We start from the raw sequence: 14,566 nt of genomic DNA on the forward strand, positions 1-14,566 counted from the left end.
CCGACAAGAAAGGTCGACACATCGCGTGTCGACCTTTTGTCGTTCAATCTTCCATTGTCGATAAGTCACCTGTTTCAAGGTTCAATTCCCAAGCTTTCAAGACGCGACGCATGATCTTCCCGCTTCGTGTTTTCGGCAGCTTGTCTTTAAATTCAATCTCACGCGGGGCCGCATGGGCCGCGAGCCCTTCTTTGACGAACTTTTGAATCTCCGTCTTCAGCTCGTCTGACGGCTCATAGCCTTTACGGAGCGCGATGAACGCCTTGATAATCTCTCCACGGACCGGATCTGGTTTCCCGATGACACCGGCCTCGGCAACTGCCGGGTGCTCGACGAGACGACTCTCGACTTCGAACGGACCGACCCGTTCGCCTGCCGTCATAATGACATCATCGACGCGGCCTTGGAACCAGAAGTAACCATCCTCGTCCATATAGGCCGAGTCGCCTGAGACGTACCATTCGCCCCAGAAATAGCTCTCATACTTGGCGTCGTTCTTCCAAATCTTTCGCATCATCGACGGCCACGGCGTCTTGAGTGCCAAGTTGCCCATCCGATGTGGCGGGAGCGGTTGACCGCGGTCGTCTAAGATGGCCGCTTCACAACCCGGGATGGCTTTCCCCATCGAACCCGGTTTGATATCCATCGTCGGATAGTTACAAATCATCATCGCACCCGTCTCTGTCATCCACCACGTATCATGAATCCGTAACCCGAACGATTCGTTCCCCCAACGAATGACTTCCGGGTTGAGCGGTTCACCGACCGAGAGGATATGGCGGAGAGATGATAGGTCATATTTCTCGAACGCTTCTTCGCCGGCACCCATGAGCATCCGGAACGCCGTCGGCGCGCTGTACCAGACGGTGACCCCGAACCGTTCGATGACCGAATACCAGAACTCCGGATTGAATCGTCCCCCGACGATCACATTCGTCGCCCCGTTCAAGAACGGTGCGAAAATCCCGTAGCTCGTGCCCGTCACCCAGCCTGGGTCGGCCGTGCACCAGTAAATATCATCCGGTTGTAAGTCGAGCACCCATTTTCCCGTCATCAAGTGCTGCACCATGGCGTTATGGACGTGCAGGACGCCTTTCGGCTTCCCGGTCGACCCTGACGTATAATGCAAGATCATGCCGTCCTCACGGTCGACCCATGTGATGTCGAGGTCAGTCGAAGCTTCAGCCGCCAATTTGCGATAGTCGATGATTTTCCCGGCTTCTTCTACTCCGTCGCCGACGATCAAAATCGTCTCCAAGTGCGGGAGCTGATCGACCGGGATGCGCGGCAAGAGCGCCTCGGTCGTCACGATGACTTTCGCTTCCGAGTCGAGCAAGCGGTCGTGAACGGCTTGTTCCATGAACGCCTCGAACAACGGTCCGACGATGGCGCCCAATTTAAGTGTGCCGAGCAAAATAAAATAAAGTTCTGGACTCCGCGGCATGAAGATGAAGACGCGGTCGCCTTTCTCCACTCCAACCGATTTCAGAACGTTTCCGGACCGATTGCTTTCTCGTTTCATATCTTCATACGTATAGCGCTCTTCTCGTTCCCCATCGAAATAGAGCAATGCCAGTTTTGTGGCCAGTTCACCTTCGGCGTGACGGTCGATCGCTTCGTACGCCATGTTGACGTTCCCCGTCAAATTCCAAGAAAATAGTGCTTCTGCTTGAGTCCACTCGAACGACTGACAAGCCTCTTCATACGACGCCAATTGATGTTCCCCTGATAACGCTTTCAATTTTTCCATCGCTAAAGATTCGCCTCCCCTGTAATGAATGGTATAACCACTTTCAGTATAGTGTTAATATTGTGACAAATCAATGAATTTCCAAAATCTCCAAAAGAGCGTGAAAGAAGGAGAATGAAAGCGCTATAATAGAAGGTGGAAAAGGTGGTGACTCCATGGAAAAACAATATCATTCAAAGGTGTGGGAAACCTCACTCGGAGCCGTAATCATCGATGGACCCATCGAAAGCGATGTACTGGCGACGTATCGCCTCGATGAGGGATTGACCGCATTTCGTGAACCAGAGGACCAACATAAGGCCCTCGTTGAAATCGCTGACTTGAAAGAAGGTCGCATTATCGTGGCCCGCGTCGACAATCTCGTCATCGGCTACGTGACGTATTTATATCCAGACCCGTATGAACGTTGGAGCGAAGGGAACGACCCTTACATTCTCGAGCTCGGCGCCATCGAAGTGAGTCCGCGCTTCCGCGGTCAACGGATCGGCAAACAGCTGCTCGAAGTGTCGATGATGGATCCACATATGGACGACTTCCTGATTTTGACGACGGAATATTATTGGCACTGGGATTTAAAAGGAAGCGGACTCTCCATTTGGGACTATCGGAAAGTGATGGAGAAGATGATGAACCACGGCGGGCTCGTCTTCTTCCCGACCGACGACCCGGAGATCGCTTCGCACCCGGCCAACTGTCTCATGGCACGGATTGGCAAGAACGTCCGGCAAGAGACGATTGACCACTTCGATTCACTCCGGCTGCGACGCCGGTTCATGTATGACTGAGGAGGGATCTGGATGCTGATTGAACAAATGATGAACCGTCATGTCGTGACGATTCAACCGACCAATACGATTGCCCATGCCGCCAAGCTCATGCGCGACCACAAAGTACGCCATCTCATCGTCACAAATCCGGCCCGTCAAGTCGTCGGAATCGTCGGCCAGTTCGAGATGAGCGGTGCGACGAGTGTGTTCCACCCCGAAAGCGAGAGCGCTGACTTTAAAAACCCCGTCTCGAGCATCATGCGTCAAGATGTGACGACGGCGCACCCGTACGATTTTTTCGAAGACGCGGCCGCCTTGTTTTATGAATATCGTTTGACGTGTCTTCCGATCATCGAACAAGGAAAGCTCGTCGGCGTGTTGACCGAGACAGATTTATTGCGTTATTTCGTCCAATTGACCGGTGCACTCGAGCCAAGTTCACAAATTGAAATCTTAGTCGAGAATACGACCGGCACGCTTGAGAAAGTGACACGGCTCCTCGCCAAGACGAACGTGAATATCATCAACGTGTTCGTCCACCCGACGGCCGACCCATATAAACGGATCATCTCGTTCCGCGTGCAGACGATGAATCCGCTCCGCATCATCGAACGGTTGAAGCGTGAGGGCTTCGACGTGCTCGGTCCGGAGATGTCCCCATGAGACCGGCCTACATATTCGGCGAGAACGAGAACTCGTACCGCTTTCACGAAGATCATCCGTTCAATCCGATTCGCCTGGAGCTGACGACGTCTCTCCTGATCGCCTCAGGCAAGCTTCAGGCCTCCGAGTGTATCGCTCCTCCCCTCGCCTCAGTCGAGTCGCTGGCGCTCGTGCACGACCTCGATTATATCGAGGCGGTCCAAGCGGCTGCCGCAGGTGAGCTGTCGACGTTGAAAGCGAACAAATTTGGGCTCGGTACTGAAGACACTCCGATTTTCCCAACCATCCATGAAGGGGCGGCCCGGCTGGTAGGTGGGACGATGCACGCCCTTGACTTGGTCGCGAGCGGAAAAGTCGAGCGTGCGTTTCACGTCGGGGGCGGTCTGCATCACGGGATGAGACGAAAAGCGTCAGGTTTTTGTGTCTATAACGATGCGGCCGTCGCCATCGCTCACGTCCGTCAGACGTACGGGTCGCGTGTCTTGTACGTCGATACCGATGCCCATCACGGTGACGGCGTCCAATGGCTGTTTTATGACGATGCGGATGTGATGACCTTATCCATCCATGAGACCGGCCGCTACTTGTTTCCTGGGACAGGATCGGTCACGGAGCGTGGTAACGGGAACGGCTATGGATACAGTTGGAACGTCCCGGTCGATGCGTTCACCCAAGATGATTCCTTCCTGCGCTGTTACGAGACCGTGTTCCGGGAAGCGTGCGAGTGGTTCAAACCCGATATCATCCTGACACAGAACGGCGCCGACGCCCATGCGTTCGACCCGCTGACACACCTCGCCTCGACGATTCGGACGTTCGAACAGATTCCACAAATCGCCTCTCGACTCGCCGATGAGTACACGGAAGGTCGCCTCGTCGCCCTTGGCGGCGGCGGGTATGACTGGTATCGAACGGTGCCGCGCGCCTGGTCCCAAGTATGGGCCGGCCTGACGCGTGAGGCGCCGTATCGCGGTGACATTCCGGTCGAATGGATTGAACAATGGCAGGCCAAAGCCGATCAAACGTTGCCGACGCGGTGGGATGACCACACGTACACGTTCCAACACATTCCACGAAAGCAACAAATCGAGGAGAAGAATTGGGAAGTGTCAAAACGCGCCTTTTGGCCGTTCATCTCGAACGATCGCAAATCAATATATGTCTAAAAAAATCCCCTCGTCCGCGGAGTGACTCCGACTGGCGAGGGGATTTTTATTCAGTCTTGACGTACCGAATCGCGACGTTCGATGCGGTGCGGCAAGACGACGTTTTTCTCTTCGATTTCTTCGGCGTTCAAGATTTTCGTCAAGAGACGCATGGCAACGGCACCGATATCATACATCGGTTGGACGACCGTCGTCAATTTCGGACGAATCATCGTCGCGAGACGCGTGTTATCATGGCCGACGACTTCAAAATCGTTCGGGACCGAGAAACCGGCGTCTTGAATCGCGTGAATGACACCGAGTGCCATCTCATCCGTACCGGCGAAAATCGCTTTCGGGCAATCGTCACGTTCGAGCATCTTCTGCATCGCCTCAAGGCCTGATGCGTACGTGTAATTCCCGAGGACGACGTCACTCTCACGGAACGGAAGTCCGGCGTCGTCAAGGGCACGGCGGTAACCAGAGAATTTCTTCTCGCCATTGATTTGTTGCTCGAGTGGTCCTGTGATGAAGCCAACTTGTTTGTGGCCGTGGCCGATTAACATTTCGGTTGCATCGTACGCTGCCTGCTCGTAATCGATGTTGACCGCCGGAAGGTCATATCCTTGGTTGAGCGTCGCCGCAAGGACGATTGGCACCGGCGACTTCTTGAACTCGTTGACGAGGTCTTCATGCAGACGTCCACCCATGAAGATGATGCCGTCGACTTGTTTGCCGAGCAACGTGTTCAACAAATGGATCTCTTTGTCACGGTTCGAGTCCGAGTTCCCGAGAATGATGTTGTACTTGTACATCGTCGCCACGTCTTCAATCCCACGCGCGAGGTCTGCGAAAAAGATGTTCGAGATATCAGGGACGATGACGCCGACCGTCGTCGTCTTCTTGCTGGCGAGTCCGCGGGCAACGGCGTTCGGACGATAACCAAGACGGTCGATGGCGTCCTGGACTTTCTTACGGGTCGTCGGTTTGACGTTCGGGTTTCCGTTGACGACGCGTGAGACGGTTGCCATCGACACCCCGGCTTCTCGTGCGACATCATAGATGGTTACATTATTACTATTCATTAAAACTCCTCCTACAAGCAATGATTTTCAAACGATTTTCAAAAAACGTGTCAAAAAAGGAAGACAGGTATCTGTCATCATTTTACCCTGTCTTCACGCTATATAAAACGTTTCCAATTGGAAAGCTTACTTTTTCACCAAATCAAGTTGAGGGAACTGGGCCGTAAGCCCGTCCACGAATTGATCGAATTGGTCGAAATCGAGTTGTTGCTGGGCATCCGACAAGGCAATCGCCGGATTCGGGTGCACTTCGACCATGACGCCATCGGCTCCGACCGCAAGCGCCGCCTTGGCCGCCGGCAGTAACAAATCACGTCGTCCCGTCGAATGGGTGACATCGACCATGACCGGTAAATGCGTCTCTTGCTTCAAAATCGGTACCGCCGTAATATCGAGCGTGTTGCGTGTCGCCCGCTCATACGTCCGAATCCCGCGTTCGCACAAGATGACTTGGCTATTTCCGCTCGCCATGATGTACTCCGCCGCATAGATGAACTCCTCGATCGTCGCCGCGAGACCGCGTTTCAACAAGACCGGTTTTGAGGTCTTCCCGACTTCTTTCAACAAATCGAAGTTTTGCATGTTACGCGCGCCGACTTGGATGATGTCCACATAAGGGAGGGCCGACTCGACCGCACCTGGTGTCATGATTTCCGAGATGACCCGCAAGTCGTGGCGATCCGCTGCTTGTTTCAACAGCTGCAATCCATCAAACCCAAGTCCTTGGAAATCATATGGGGAGGTTCGAGGCTTATACGCCCCGCCGCGCAAGATTTTGACACCAGACAACGCTAACTTTTCAGCGACGGCATTCACTTGTTCGAATGATTCGACCGCACACGGTCCCGCAATCAATTGCGGACGTCCGTTCCCAATCGTGACATCATCGAGCGTGACAATCGTATCTTCGGCTTGACGCTTACGCGAGACGAGCAACGTCTTATCACGGTCTTCTCCTTGAAGCTCGGCCGAGGCTTTGAACATCTCTTTGAACAAGTGCTGCAAGCGAGCCGTCTCGAAAGGACCAGGATTCGATGCCGCAACAAAGTCTAACATTTCTCGTTCCCGGACCGGGTCGTACCGTTCGACGCCTTGCAGACGTTTCACTTTACCGATCTCGACAGCGAGCGTGCCGCGGCGGCTGAGCAAGTCGAGCATCTCACGATTCAACTCATCCATCTCGCGACGTAAACGATTCAATTGATCTTGTGGACTCATAAATACCCTCTCATTTCTAAGCCGTTCTTTCCAGAAACCTAATTATATCGAACTTTAACCGCTTTGTCATAGGGAAATGGGCTAGCGACACAAAATCAACAAAAAAAAGCGTCCGGATGGTCCGGACGCTCGACGCATTACTTGTTGCCGTTTTTAAGATCGTTTTTCAAGTCCTTTAATTCTTGTTTCGACTCATCGTCGAGTAAGTCTTTTACAGGGGCCTCAAAATCCGATTCATAGTCTTCTGACTGATCACGGCTGCTTGATGCTTCTTGTTTGTTCGCCGCCGATTTGTTTGTGTTTGCTTTGTTCGCGTTCGACTTGCTTTCTGATGACTTCGGTTTATCAGATGAAGCATCCGTTTTGGCGTCTGCTTTCGATGAATCGTTTGAGTCGTTCGATTTTTTTGTTTCGCTCGACTGATCTTCTGAAGCGCGGTCGAGTTGTTCTTTCACTTCAGCTTCTGCCTCGGCTACGAGTTGATCTGCTTTCTCCATCGCTTCTTCGATTGACAACTCGTCTTCGTCGACTTGTTGCTTCAATTCGGCTGCTTCACGGGCCTTGTCTTTGACGAGGTTCAAGACAGGAGCTGCTTTATCGCTCGCCACTTTGATCCATTCGCCAACGACCGGCTCTGCTTTTTCACGTACTTCTTTCGATTTGACCGTCAATCGCTCACGCGACGTCGCCGTCTTTTCGTCTAAATACGTACGCACTTCACGACCGCTCTTCGGTGATGTGAGGAGGGCCACGGCCGCGCCGATTACGCCGCCAAGAACGACACCTGCCAAAAATCCACCGCTCGGTTGTTGTTCGTTGTTATATGTTTTGTTCTTGTCGTATGTCATCGTTACTTCCTCCTTGTGATGGTTATGATTTGATTGTATCATCTGTCGCAATCAAGCCTGGTGAGACCGTTGTCGGTTCTTGTTCTTGTTTCCGGTCTCGACGTCCGCGACGACGTGATGGTCGTTCGTCAGAAGAGGTCTCGGTTTTGTTTTTCTTAAATAGTTCTACAGCGACAGACCCCCATCGTACCGCTTGGGCGATCTGTTCTTTATTTTCGTCTGCTGCCACGTGAACAGAAGAAGAAACCGTCCGTACCGACTCTGTCACTTCGTTAAGCGACGTGCCGAGCTCATCAAGCGCGTGAGCCACTGGTGCGAGCAATTCTGTTTTCTCTTCGACGTTATCTACAAGACGGTTCGTCTTATGTAAGAGCGCCGTCACTTCCATTGTGATTCCGTCTAATTGACGTTCTAAGTTTTCAGTCGTGTTGGCGACGCTGCCGAGTGTCCGATTGACGTTCGACAAGACACGTGCCAAGAAAAATACGAGTACGACAAATGCGAGTGCCGCGATGAGCCCTGCAATGCCTCCTAATGTGATTTCCATGCATCCATTCCTCCTGTTCGATAATGTGGTGTTTTCATTATAGCACCATTATGACTGAAAAGATTTGTCACAACCGTTTTCGCCATCCGGTCTGATTATTCCTTTACCCGTTTTTATGTTTTCGATTACACTAAAATAGAAATAAATTTAAAAAAGTTAAAGGGGTGGACGTATGAGAGATCCAAGAATCACGCAACTCGCCGACGGATTGATCAATTATTCGGTCGAATTGAAGCCAGGGGAACGCGTTCTAATCGAAAATTTTGGTGTCGAGGAGTCGCTCGTCGAAGCGCTTGTCGAGAAGGCGTACGAAGCCGGGGGGCATCCGTTCGTCTTGTTGAAAGAGAGCCGTATTTTGCGTAAGCTCTACAGCGGAGCAAGCCGAGAGCAACTTGAGCTCATGGCCGACATCGAGCGCAAACAAATGCAGGCCATGGACGCCTATATCGGACTTCGGGCCGGTGACAACATTAACGAGTTATCAGACGTTCCGGCCGAGCAACAAAAACTCGTCGGGGCCACCATCGGTAAAATGCATACCGAGGACCGCGTCAAAGGAACGAAATGGGTCGTGCTGCGTTACCCGTCCCCATCGATGGCGCAACTCGCCGGCAAATCGACCGAGGCGTTTGAGGACTTCTACTTCAACGTCTGTACGCTCGATTACGGCAAGATGGACCGGGCCATGGACGCACTCGTCACGCTCATGAACGAGACCGACCGTGTCACGATCAAAGGGCCAGGAACGGACCTCAGCTTCTCGATCAAAGATATCCCGGCCATCAAGTGTTCCGGTCAGATGAACATTCCGGACGGTGAAGTGTTCACAGCGCCGGTCAAAGACTCGATCAACGGCGTCATCACGTATAACACGCCATCTCCATATCATGGCTTCACCTTCGAGAACGTGTCGTTGACGTTCCAAGACGGAAAAATCGTCAACGCGACGGCGAATGACACCGACCGAATCAATGACGTGTTCAATACGGATGAAGGCGCACGCTACGTCGGCGAATTCGCCATCGGCGTCAACCCGTACATCCAACACCCGATGAAAGATATCTTGTTCGATGAAAAAATTGACGGTAGTTTCCACTTCACACCAGGCCAGGCATATGACGACGCCTATAACGGGAACGACTCTTCAATCCACTGGGATCTCGTCAACATCCAACGTCCTGATTATGGCGGCGGCGAGATTTGGTTCGATGACGTATTGATTCGCAAGGACGGACGCTTTGTCGTCGACTCGCTCTTGCCACTCAATCCAGAAAATTTGAAATAACAAAAAACAAGCGTGCCGCAATCGGCACGCTTGTTTTCATTATAGCTTCGTCTTTTTGCCGAGCGCTGCCGACATCATCCAAATCTCTTTCTCGAGTCGCTCGATATGAGAGACGAACGTGTCTTCGATGGCTTCGTCCCCGTCTTCGAAGTTTTCCATCGCGTCTTGCATCTCTTGACGGATCTGTTTGAAGTCACTGATCACGTCCTTGATCATTTGATCGGTATCCGCATGGCGATCCCCTTCTTGCAACGTCGAATGTTCGAGATATTCTTTCATCGTCGCATACGGTTCGCCGTCATTCATCAAGAGCCGCTCCGCCACGTCATCGTACAGTTCAGCGACGAGGTTATACAGTTCCTCCAACTTTTCATGGTACGTGAAGAAGTGAGGTCCGCTAATGTACCAGTGGTAGTTATGCAGTTTGACGAATAAGAGGCCATAGTTGGCCACCTCTTTGTTCAATGTGCTCAATGCGCCTTGGCTTGCCATCATTAACATCTCCTTTTCCAAATTCAGTCGCTAATACTATTACCGTCTTGACTTGATGTTAAACACAAAAAAGCGAACGGCTTAAGCCATTCGCTCTCGATTCACGCTTCGAGTTGGACGTGATTCTCGTATTCACGTTGGTACGTTTGAATGTCTCCGGCTCCCATGAACAGGAGAACCGCGTCTTTATGTTGACTTAAGACACTGACCCCGCCCCGCTTCAAGACGTTCGCGCCTTCGATACGCGATTGCAAGTCTTCGATCGTGACGGTACCTTCTTGTTCGCGAGCCGAACCGAAGATGTCACACAAGTACACCGCGTCCGCTTCGGCTAATGCCGCAGCAAAATCATCCATGAATGACTTCAGGCGTGTATACGTGTGTGGTTGGAAGATGGCTACAACTTCACGGCCGGCGTATTTTTTACGTGCCGCTTCGACTGTCGCGCTGATTTCCCGTGGATGGTGGGCATAATCATCCACTAACACTTGGTTTCCGAGCGTCGATTCGCTGAAACGACGTTTCACGCCGTTAAACGTCTCGAGGCGGTCTTTAACCAATTCTTTCGGTAAGTTCTCATAGTCACACGTCGCGATGACGGCAAGGGCATTCAAGACGCTGTGGTTGCCATATCCCGGAATGCGGAACGTCCCATAGAAGTCGTCACGCAAGTAGACGTCAAACGTTGTTCCGTTGTCCGTCGAGTTCACGTTCTCGGCACGGAAGTCGTTATGGGCACCGAAACCGTAATAGACGATTGGCACGTTTGCTTGAATGTGTTGCAGGTTCTCATCATCGCCACAAGCGATGATGCCTTTTTTCACTTGCTTCGCCATCTCTTGGAACGCATCGATGACGTCATCGAGACCCGAGAAATAATCCGAGTGATCGAAGTCGATGTTCGTCATGATAGCGTAGTCTGGACGGTAGTATAAGAAGTGACGCTTGTACTCACATGCTTCGAAGACAAAGTTCTTCGAGTCTTCGACCCCTTCTCCTGTGCCATCGCCAATCAAGAACGACGTCGGCTCGATGCCGCGCATGACGTGAGCCAACAAACCTGTCGTCGATGTCTTACCATGAGATCCCGTAATGGCGACACTCGTGTAGTGGTCGGCCAATTCGCCGAGAAACTCATAGTATTTGTATATCGTCAATCCGAGCTCGCGCGCTCGAACGACTTCAGGGTGATCGTCAGCGAAGGCGTTGCCCTGTACGACGATTTGCCCTTCGGTAATATTTTCAGGATCAAACGGAAGGATTTCAATTCCTTTGCGATTCAATGCTTCTTCAGTAAAAAATGCTTTGTCAACGTCCGAACCTCGGACCTCATTGTTCATGTCATTTAAAATTTGAGCTAAAGGACTCATGCCCGTTCCTTTAATTCCGACGAAGTGATAACGGTTCATCTGTAAATAGCCCCCCTAATTCATTGCGGTCTGTTGAAAAAATGCGACAAACCTTTGTCATTATAGCAAAACTCCAGGAGTCATGCTATTACAGATTATTGTTTTTTTTCGCCAAACGACGACTCTTATACATCGCCATCCGGTCTTGCGGTGTCATCATGACATTGAGCGGAGGGCCTTCCGCTTTATACGAGACGCTCATCGCAGGCGTCAACTCTTCTTCGTCAGGCACTTCAATCGGTTCATCAGTCTGTAATGTTTTCGCAACATCTTCGACAACCGGGGCCACCGTCTCAACCGGCGCATCGAGCGAAACGTCCTCTTCGGTCACGTCTTGCTTTTCTTCTCGGACGGCAATCTTCGATGATTTCAAATCGGTCGAACCCATGAACACAGAGGCGAACCCGCTCTCTACAATCGAGACTTCCCCGAGGAGCGGTTTAGTATCTTGTTCAGCTGTCTCGTCTTCAGAGACGAACGGGCTTTCCTCAATCGTTTCCGTGGAAATAATCGTCTCTTCGCTTGGCGTATCCGCGTGCTCGGACACCATTTCCTCAAGCGTCTCCGCTGATGGCGATTCGTCCGCTGCGACATCGAGGTCAGGCTGTGACGTCGGCGCATCATCGACGGTCGGCACGGATTTGTCTACTGAATCAACCACGGGTTCATCCACTGATTCCATCACGGATTCGTCTACTGACTCCACCATCGGTTCATCTACGGAATCAATTACCGGTTCGTTCTTAGGCTCAGGCTCTACGCTTGGCGGCACCGCTTCTGACACTTCCTCAACCGGGACGGCCACTCGCTTTGCTTGGCGGATCGCTGAATCGTCACGCGTCTCCGGAGAATGTTCAGTCGGCAGAATGATTTTCGGTTTCGGTCGGGCGTATCCATAAATCGGAGATGGCACATCCGACGGTACAAATTCATCCTTCGGCTCGGGCTTCGGTACAGGCGCACCTTTCTTCCCTTCCTGGGATAGTTCGCGTCGAATTCGGTCTGCTTGTTGTTTTAATGAACGTTCATATGCATCCATACTTGATTCCTCGCTTTTTCACTCAATCCTATTTAGCAAAAAATCGGTCGAATTTAGCGACCGATTTCAAATGCTTTCCCTACTTCATATTCGTCATCCAATACGAGAATTCCTTTTTCTTGCGGTGCATCAGGTAAGTTCAATTCTCGCGCTGAACAAATCATCCCGTGTGAACTTTCACCTCGTAACTTCGATGGACGAATGATCAAACCAGACGGCATGACCGCTCCCGGTTTCGCGACGACGACCTTTTGGCCGGCCGCGACGTTCGGTGCGCCGCAGACAATCTGGACATCACCTTGATCGGTCTCAACTTGACAAATCGACAATTTGTCCGCATCCGGGTGCTTCTCAGCTTCTTTGACGTAGCCAACGACAAATTTCGGGGTGAAGTCCACGCCCGAAAGCTCGGCTTCGATATTTTGTTTACGCAAGATGACACCGAGCGTCTCAATCAACTCGGCCGTCAACTCGACCGGCCCGTGCCAGTCGCTGACGTCAAAATAATTACTGGCATTGAAGATGTTATAGCCATTGACTTTTCCCGTCGTCGATTTGACGATGGCGACATCATCTTTCCGTTCAACGACTTGGTGGTGGCGATCGCCTTCTCTTAACAAGACCATGAGGACATCGCCGATTCCTTCACGGTTATAAAAAGCATTAATTTGCATACGTAAAAACGCCCCTTCTTTCAAACTAGACACAAATAGTTTAGCAGATTATGCGTCCGTTGGTGGGTTCTTTTTTCCGACAATGAAAATTGGTTCGAGAACGCCTTCCTCATAATGGAAAGAAAGAGCCGTCACCGGAATCCGCCCATTCGTGAAAAAGTCGAACATGAGCTGTTGCATCGCATCATAACCTTGATCGTTGCGGATGTCCGCGATGATCATCACGTCCTGATGCGGTACCCCGACGAGCATATCGCCTTCGATACGTCGCTCCATGACCCGCAAGAACTCATCATTTAAAATCCGTGACGCTTCATACCCGTCCCGAGCAGCCAGGAAATAGAACGTATTCCCGGCTACGGTATCTTCTTTTAAATCGGTCGGCAACTTCTTGACGTTGTCCCGTGCCAATTCGTCAAGACGCGTCAAAGGCATCCCGCCCAAATGCCGCTCTTCGATCAAGCGATAGCCGTTGCCCAAATCGAGTGCATAAAAGACAGCCGTCTCAGCTGTATGTGGCGTCATCGCAAGTGCTTCCCCACGCTTCGTCTCCGTCGAGAACGAGGCCGAACGGATGACGGGATAAATGTTCGCTTCATTGCCAGCGAGTGTGACCGCATCGTCGGCCGAGAGCGCTGTCTTGATGTAGTCGACGACCTCTTCAATGGCGACTTCTCCCCGGACTTTTGCTTTCGCTACGAGCGGGGCGAGACGGATGTTGACGCCGAAGCGGTCCGTGGACCGCTCGATGCGCAACACCTCGTTCTCACGGTCATACGAGGTCCGGTACCCTTCCGTAAACCGGCTTTCGAGATGGCGACGTAATTCATTCCGTTCCATCTAGCTCACCCTAACCCATGAAGGAAGGCTTCGACTTGCTCAGGCGTCTTCCGTTCGCGTCCGACATAGCGGTCGACTTCTTGTCCGCCGTTGAAGGCGACAAAGCTCGGAATCCCAAAAATGTCGAGCTCTTGCGCGAGCTCCATCCAGTCGTCACGATCGACGTAGTAAAACGTCCAATCTTCGAACTTCGCTTCGATGTCTGGCATGAACGGATCGAGGAAACGGCAATCGCCGCACCATGTCGCTGAAAACATCAAGATGCTCTTCCCTTGTTTTGCTTCTGTATACTCGTTCATCGTTGTCAATTGTTTCATGTTCACCACTCCTGTTCTTTTTTCCCCATTCATGATAGCATAAGTCCGTTGTCACATTCCGCTCTCATGTTTTATGACCATCGGGAGCGAAGACTACGTGAAAAAGGTGAAGTCATGACAAAATGGACACGTGAACAGTTGAATCCAGAAATGAAACATCCGCTCGAGCAACTCGTCGGCGTCATCGGCATGCTGGCGATTCTGCGCTACGGCTACTTGTTCATCGATACGGACAAGACGCGAGGCGAGATTTTAGTATGGCTCGTCGTCGGGTTCGCCGTGATTTACATACTCGAACGGGTCGGCAAACGCCTCGTCCGTGCCTTGCCGATCATTCGAAAACGGTTTTTACTCCCCGTCTATGTCGTCTTGCTCGTCTTATTCTTGGCGAGCTTCCGCGTCCCTCGTGAAACCGTCGAGACCGTCCGAAATCTTTTCGGTTGGTGAACGAAAGAGAGCGTCCCGCTTATTCGCCGGGACGCTCTCT

At 51.8% G+C, this 14,566-nt stretch carries 16 protein-coding genes; 5 read left to right on the forward strand and 11 right to left on the reverse strand.

Going from position 1 to position 14,566, the window contains the following annotated elements; genetic code table 11:
- Positions 1-43: 43 nt before the first annotated feature.
- Positions 44-1,750 carry an acetate--CoA ligase gene (gene acsA / locus KNP60_RS08665; RefSeq protein WP_214797291.1) on the reverse strand — a complete coding sequence of 569 codons (1,707 nt, stop codon included), beginning with the start codon at positions 1,748-1,750 and terminating at the stop codon, positions 44-46.
- 155 nt (positions 1,751-1,905) lie between these two features.
- Here acsA and KNP60_RS08670 point away from each other — a divergent pair, with 155 nt between their 5' ends.
- Genes KNP60_RS08670 through KNP60_RS08680 form a run of 3 tightly spaced genes read left to right on the forward strand, consistent with a single transcriptional unit; the run spans position 1,906 to position 4,346 of the window.
- Positions 1,906-2,535 carry a GNAT family N-acetyltransferase gene (locus KNP60_RS08670; RefSeq protein ID WP_034778259.1) on the forward strand — a complete coding sequence of 210 codons (630 nt, stop codon included), beginning with the start codon at positions 1,906-1,908 and terminating at the stop codon, positions 2,533-2,535.
- A gap of 12 nt (positions 2,536-2,547) precedes the next feature.
- Positions 2,548-3,180, forward strand: coding sequence for an acetoin utilization AcuB family protein (locus KNP60_RS08675; protein WP_214753029.1), 633 nt, complete (start codon positions 2,548-2,550; stop codon positions 3,178-3,180).
- Entirely contained in the window at positions 3,177-4,346 is a 1,170-nt protein-coding gene (locus KNP60_RS08680; protein ID WP_214788791.1) for an acetoin utilization protein AcuC, read from the forward strand. Before KNP60_RS08675 ends, KNP60_RS08680 begins: the two co-directional genes overlap by 4 nt.
- Positions 4,347-4,396: 50 nt before the next feature.
- Here KNP60_RS08680 and ccpA read toward each other — a convergent pair whose 3' ends face one another.
- The 4 genes from ccpA to KNP60_RS08700 all read right to left on the reverse strand — a co-directional run bounded on the left by ccpA (position 4,397) and on the right by KNP60_RS08700 (position 8,023).
- Positions 4,397-5,410, reverse strand: a complete 1,014-nt coding sequence (gene ccpA, locus KNP60_RS08685) for a catabolite control protein A (RefSeq protein WP_034778263.1) — start codon at positions 5,408-5,410, stop codon at positions 4,397-4,399.
- Between the two features lie 126 nt (positions 5,411-5,536).
- Positions 5,537-6,628 carry a bifunctional 3-deoxy-7-phosphoheptulonate synthase/chorismate mutase gene (locus KNP60_RS08690; RefSeq protein WP_214797292.1) on the reverse strand — a complete coding sequence of 364 codons (1,092 nt, stop codon included), beginning with the start codon at positions 6,626-6,628 and terminating at the stop codon, positions 5,537-5,539.
- Positions 6,629-6,765: 137 nt separating this feature from the next.
- Complete coding sequence (locus tag KNP60_RS08695) at positions 6,766-7,476, reverse strand: YtxH domain-containing protein (RefSeq protein ID WP_214797293.1); 711 nt, start codon at positions 7,474-7,476, stop codon at positions 6,766-6,768.
- Positions 7,477-7,498: 22 nt separating this feature from the next.
- On the reverse strand, positions 7,499-8,023 hold the full coding sequence (locus KNP60_RS08700) for a DUF948 domain-containing protein (RefSeq protein WP_034778266.1): 525 nt from the start codon (positions 8,021-8,023) through the stop codon (positions 7,499-7,501).
- 172 nt (positions 8,024-8,195) lie between these two features.
- Between KNP60_RS08700 and KNP60_RS08705 the strand changes: the two genes are divergently transcribed.
- Entirely contained in the window at positions 8,196-9,308 is a 1,113-nt protein-coding gene (locus tag KNP60_RS08705; RefSeq protein ID WP_034778267.1) for an aminopeptidase, read from the forward strand.
- A gap of 39 nt (positions 9,309-9,347) precedes the next feature.
- Here KNP60_RS08705 and KNP60_RS08710 read toward each other — a convergent pair whose 3' ends face one another.
- The 6 genes from KNP60_RS08710 to KNP60_RS08735 all read right to left on the reverse strand — a co-directional run bounded on the left by KNP60_RS08710 (position 9,348) and on the right by KNP60_RS08735 (position 14,079).
- Positions 9,348-9,800 (reverse strand): Dps family protein, encoded by a 453-nt coding sequence (locus tag KNP60_RS08710; RefSeq protein ID WP_034778268.1) that lies wholly within the window; start codon positions 9,798-9,800, stop codon positions 9,348-9,350.
- A 101-nt stretch (positions 9,801-9,901) separates the two neighbouring features.
- Positions 9,902-11,209 (reverse strand): UDP-N-acetylmuramate--L-alanine ligase, encoded by a 1,308-nt coding sequence (murC, locus tag KNP60_RS08715; RefSeq protein WP_034778269.1) that lies wholly within the window; start codon positions 11,207-11,209, stop codon positions 9,902-9,904.
- A gap of 88 nt (positions 11,210-11,297) precedes the next feature.
- Positions 11,298-12,248, reverse strand: a complete 951-nt coding sequence (locus KNP60_RS08720) for a hypothetical protein (RefSeq protein ID WP_214797294.1) — start codon at positions 12,246-12,248, stop codon at positions 11,298-11,300.
- A 53-nt stretch (positions 12,249-12,301) separates the two neighbouring features.
- Positions 12,302-12,922 carry a YtpR family tRNA-binding protein gene (ytpR, locus tag KNP60_RS08725; protein WP_138859168.1) on the reverse strand — a complete coding sequence of 207 codons (621 nt, stop codon included), beginning with the start codon at positions 12,920-12,922 and terminating at the stop codon, positions 12,302-12,304.
- 48 nt (positions 12,923-12,970) lie between these two features.
- Positions 12,971-13,762: a DUF1444 family protein gene (locus KNP60_RS08730; protein ID WP_214797295.1), complete on the reverse strand. Its 792-nt coding sequence runs from the start codon at positions 13,760-13,762 to the stop codon at positions 12,971-12,973.
- A 5-nt stretch (positions 13,763-13,767) separates the two neighbouring features.
- Positions 13,768-14,079: a thioredoxin family protein gene (locus tag KNP60_RS08735; protein WP_034778277.1), complete on the reverse strand. Its 312-nt coding sequence runs from the start codon at positions 14,077-14,079 to the stop codon at positions 13,768-13,770.
- A 114-nt stretch (positions 14,080-14,193) separates the two neighbouring features.
- On the opposite strand from KNP60_RS08735, the gene KNP60_RS08740 reads away from it, so the two are divergent.
- Entirely contained in the window at positions 14,194-14,526 is a 333-nt protein-coding gene (locus KNP60_RS08740) for a hypothetical protein (protein WP_114167197.1), read from the forward strand.
- The last annotated feature ends 40 nt before the right edge of the window (positions 14,527-14,566 follow it).

The sequence above is a fragment of the Exiguobacterium sp. s5 genome, assembly GCF_018618075.1.
GTDB classification, from domain to species: Bacteria; Bacillota; Bacilli; order Exiguobacteriales; family Exiguobacteriaceae; genus Exiguobacterium; species Exiguobacterium mexicanum_A.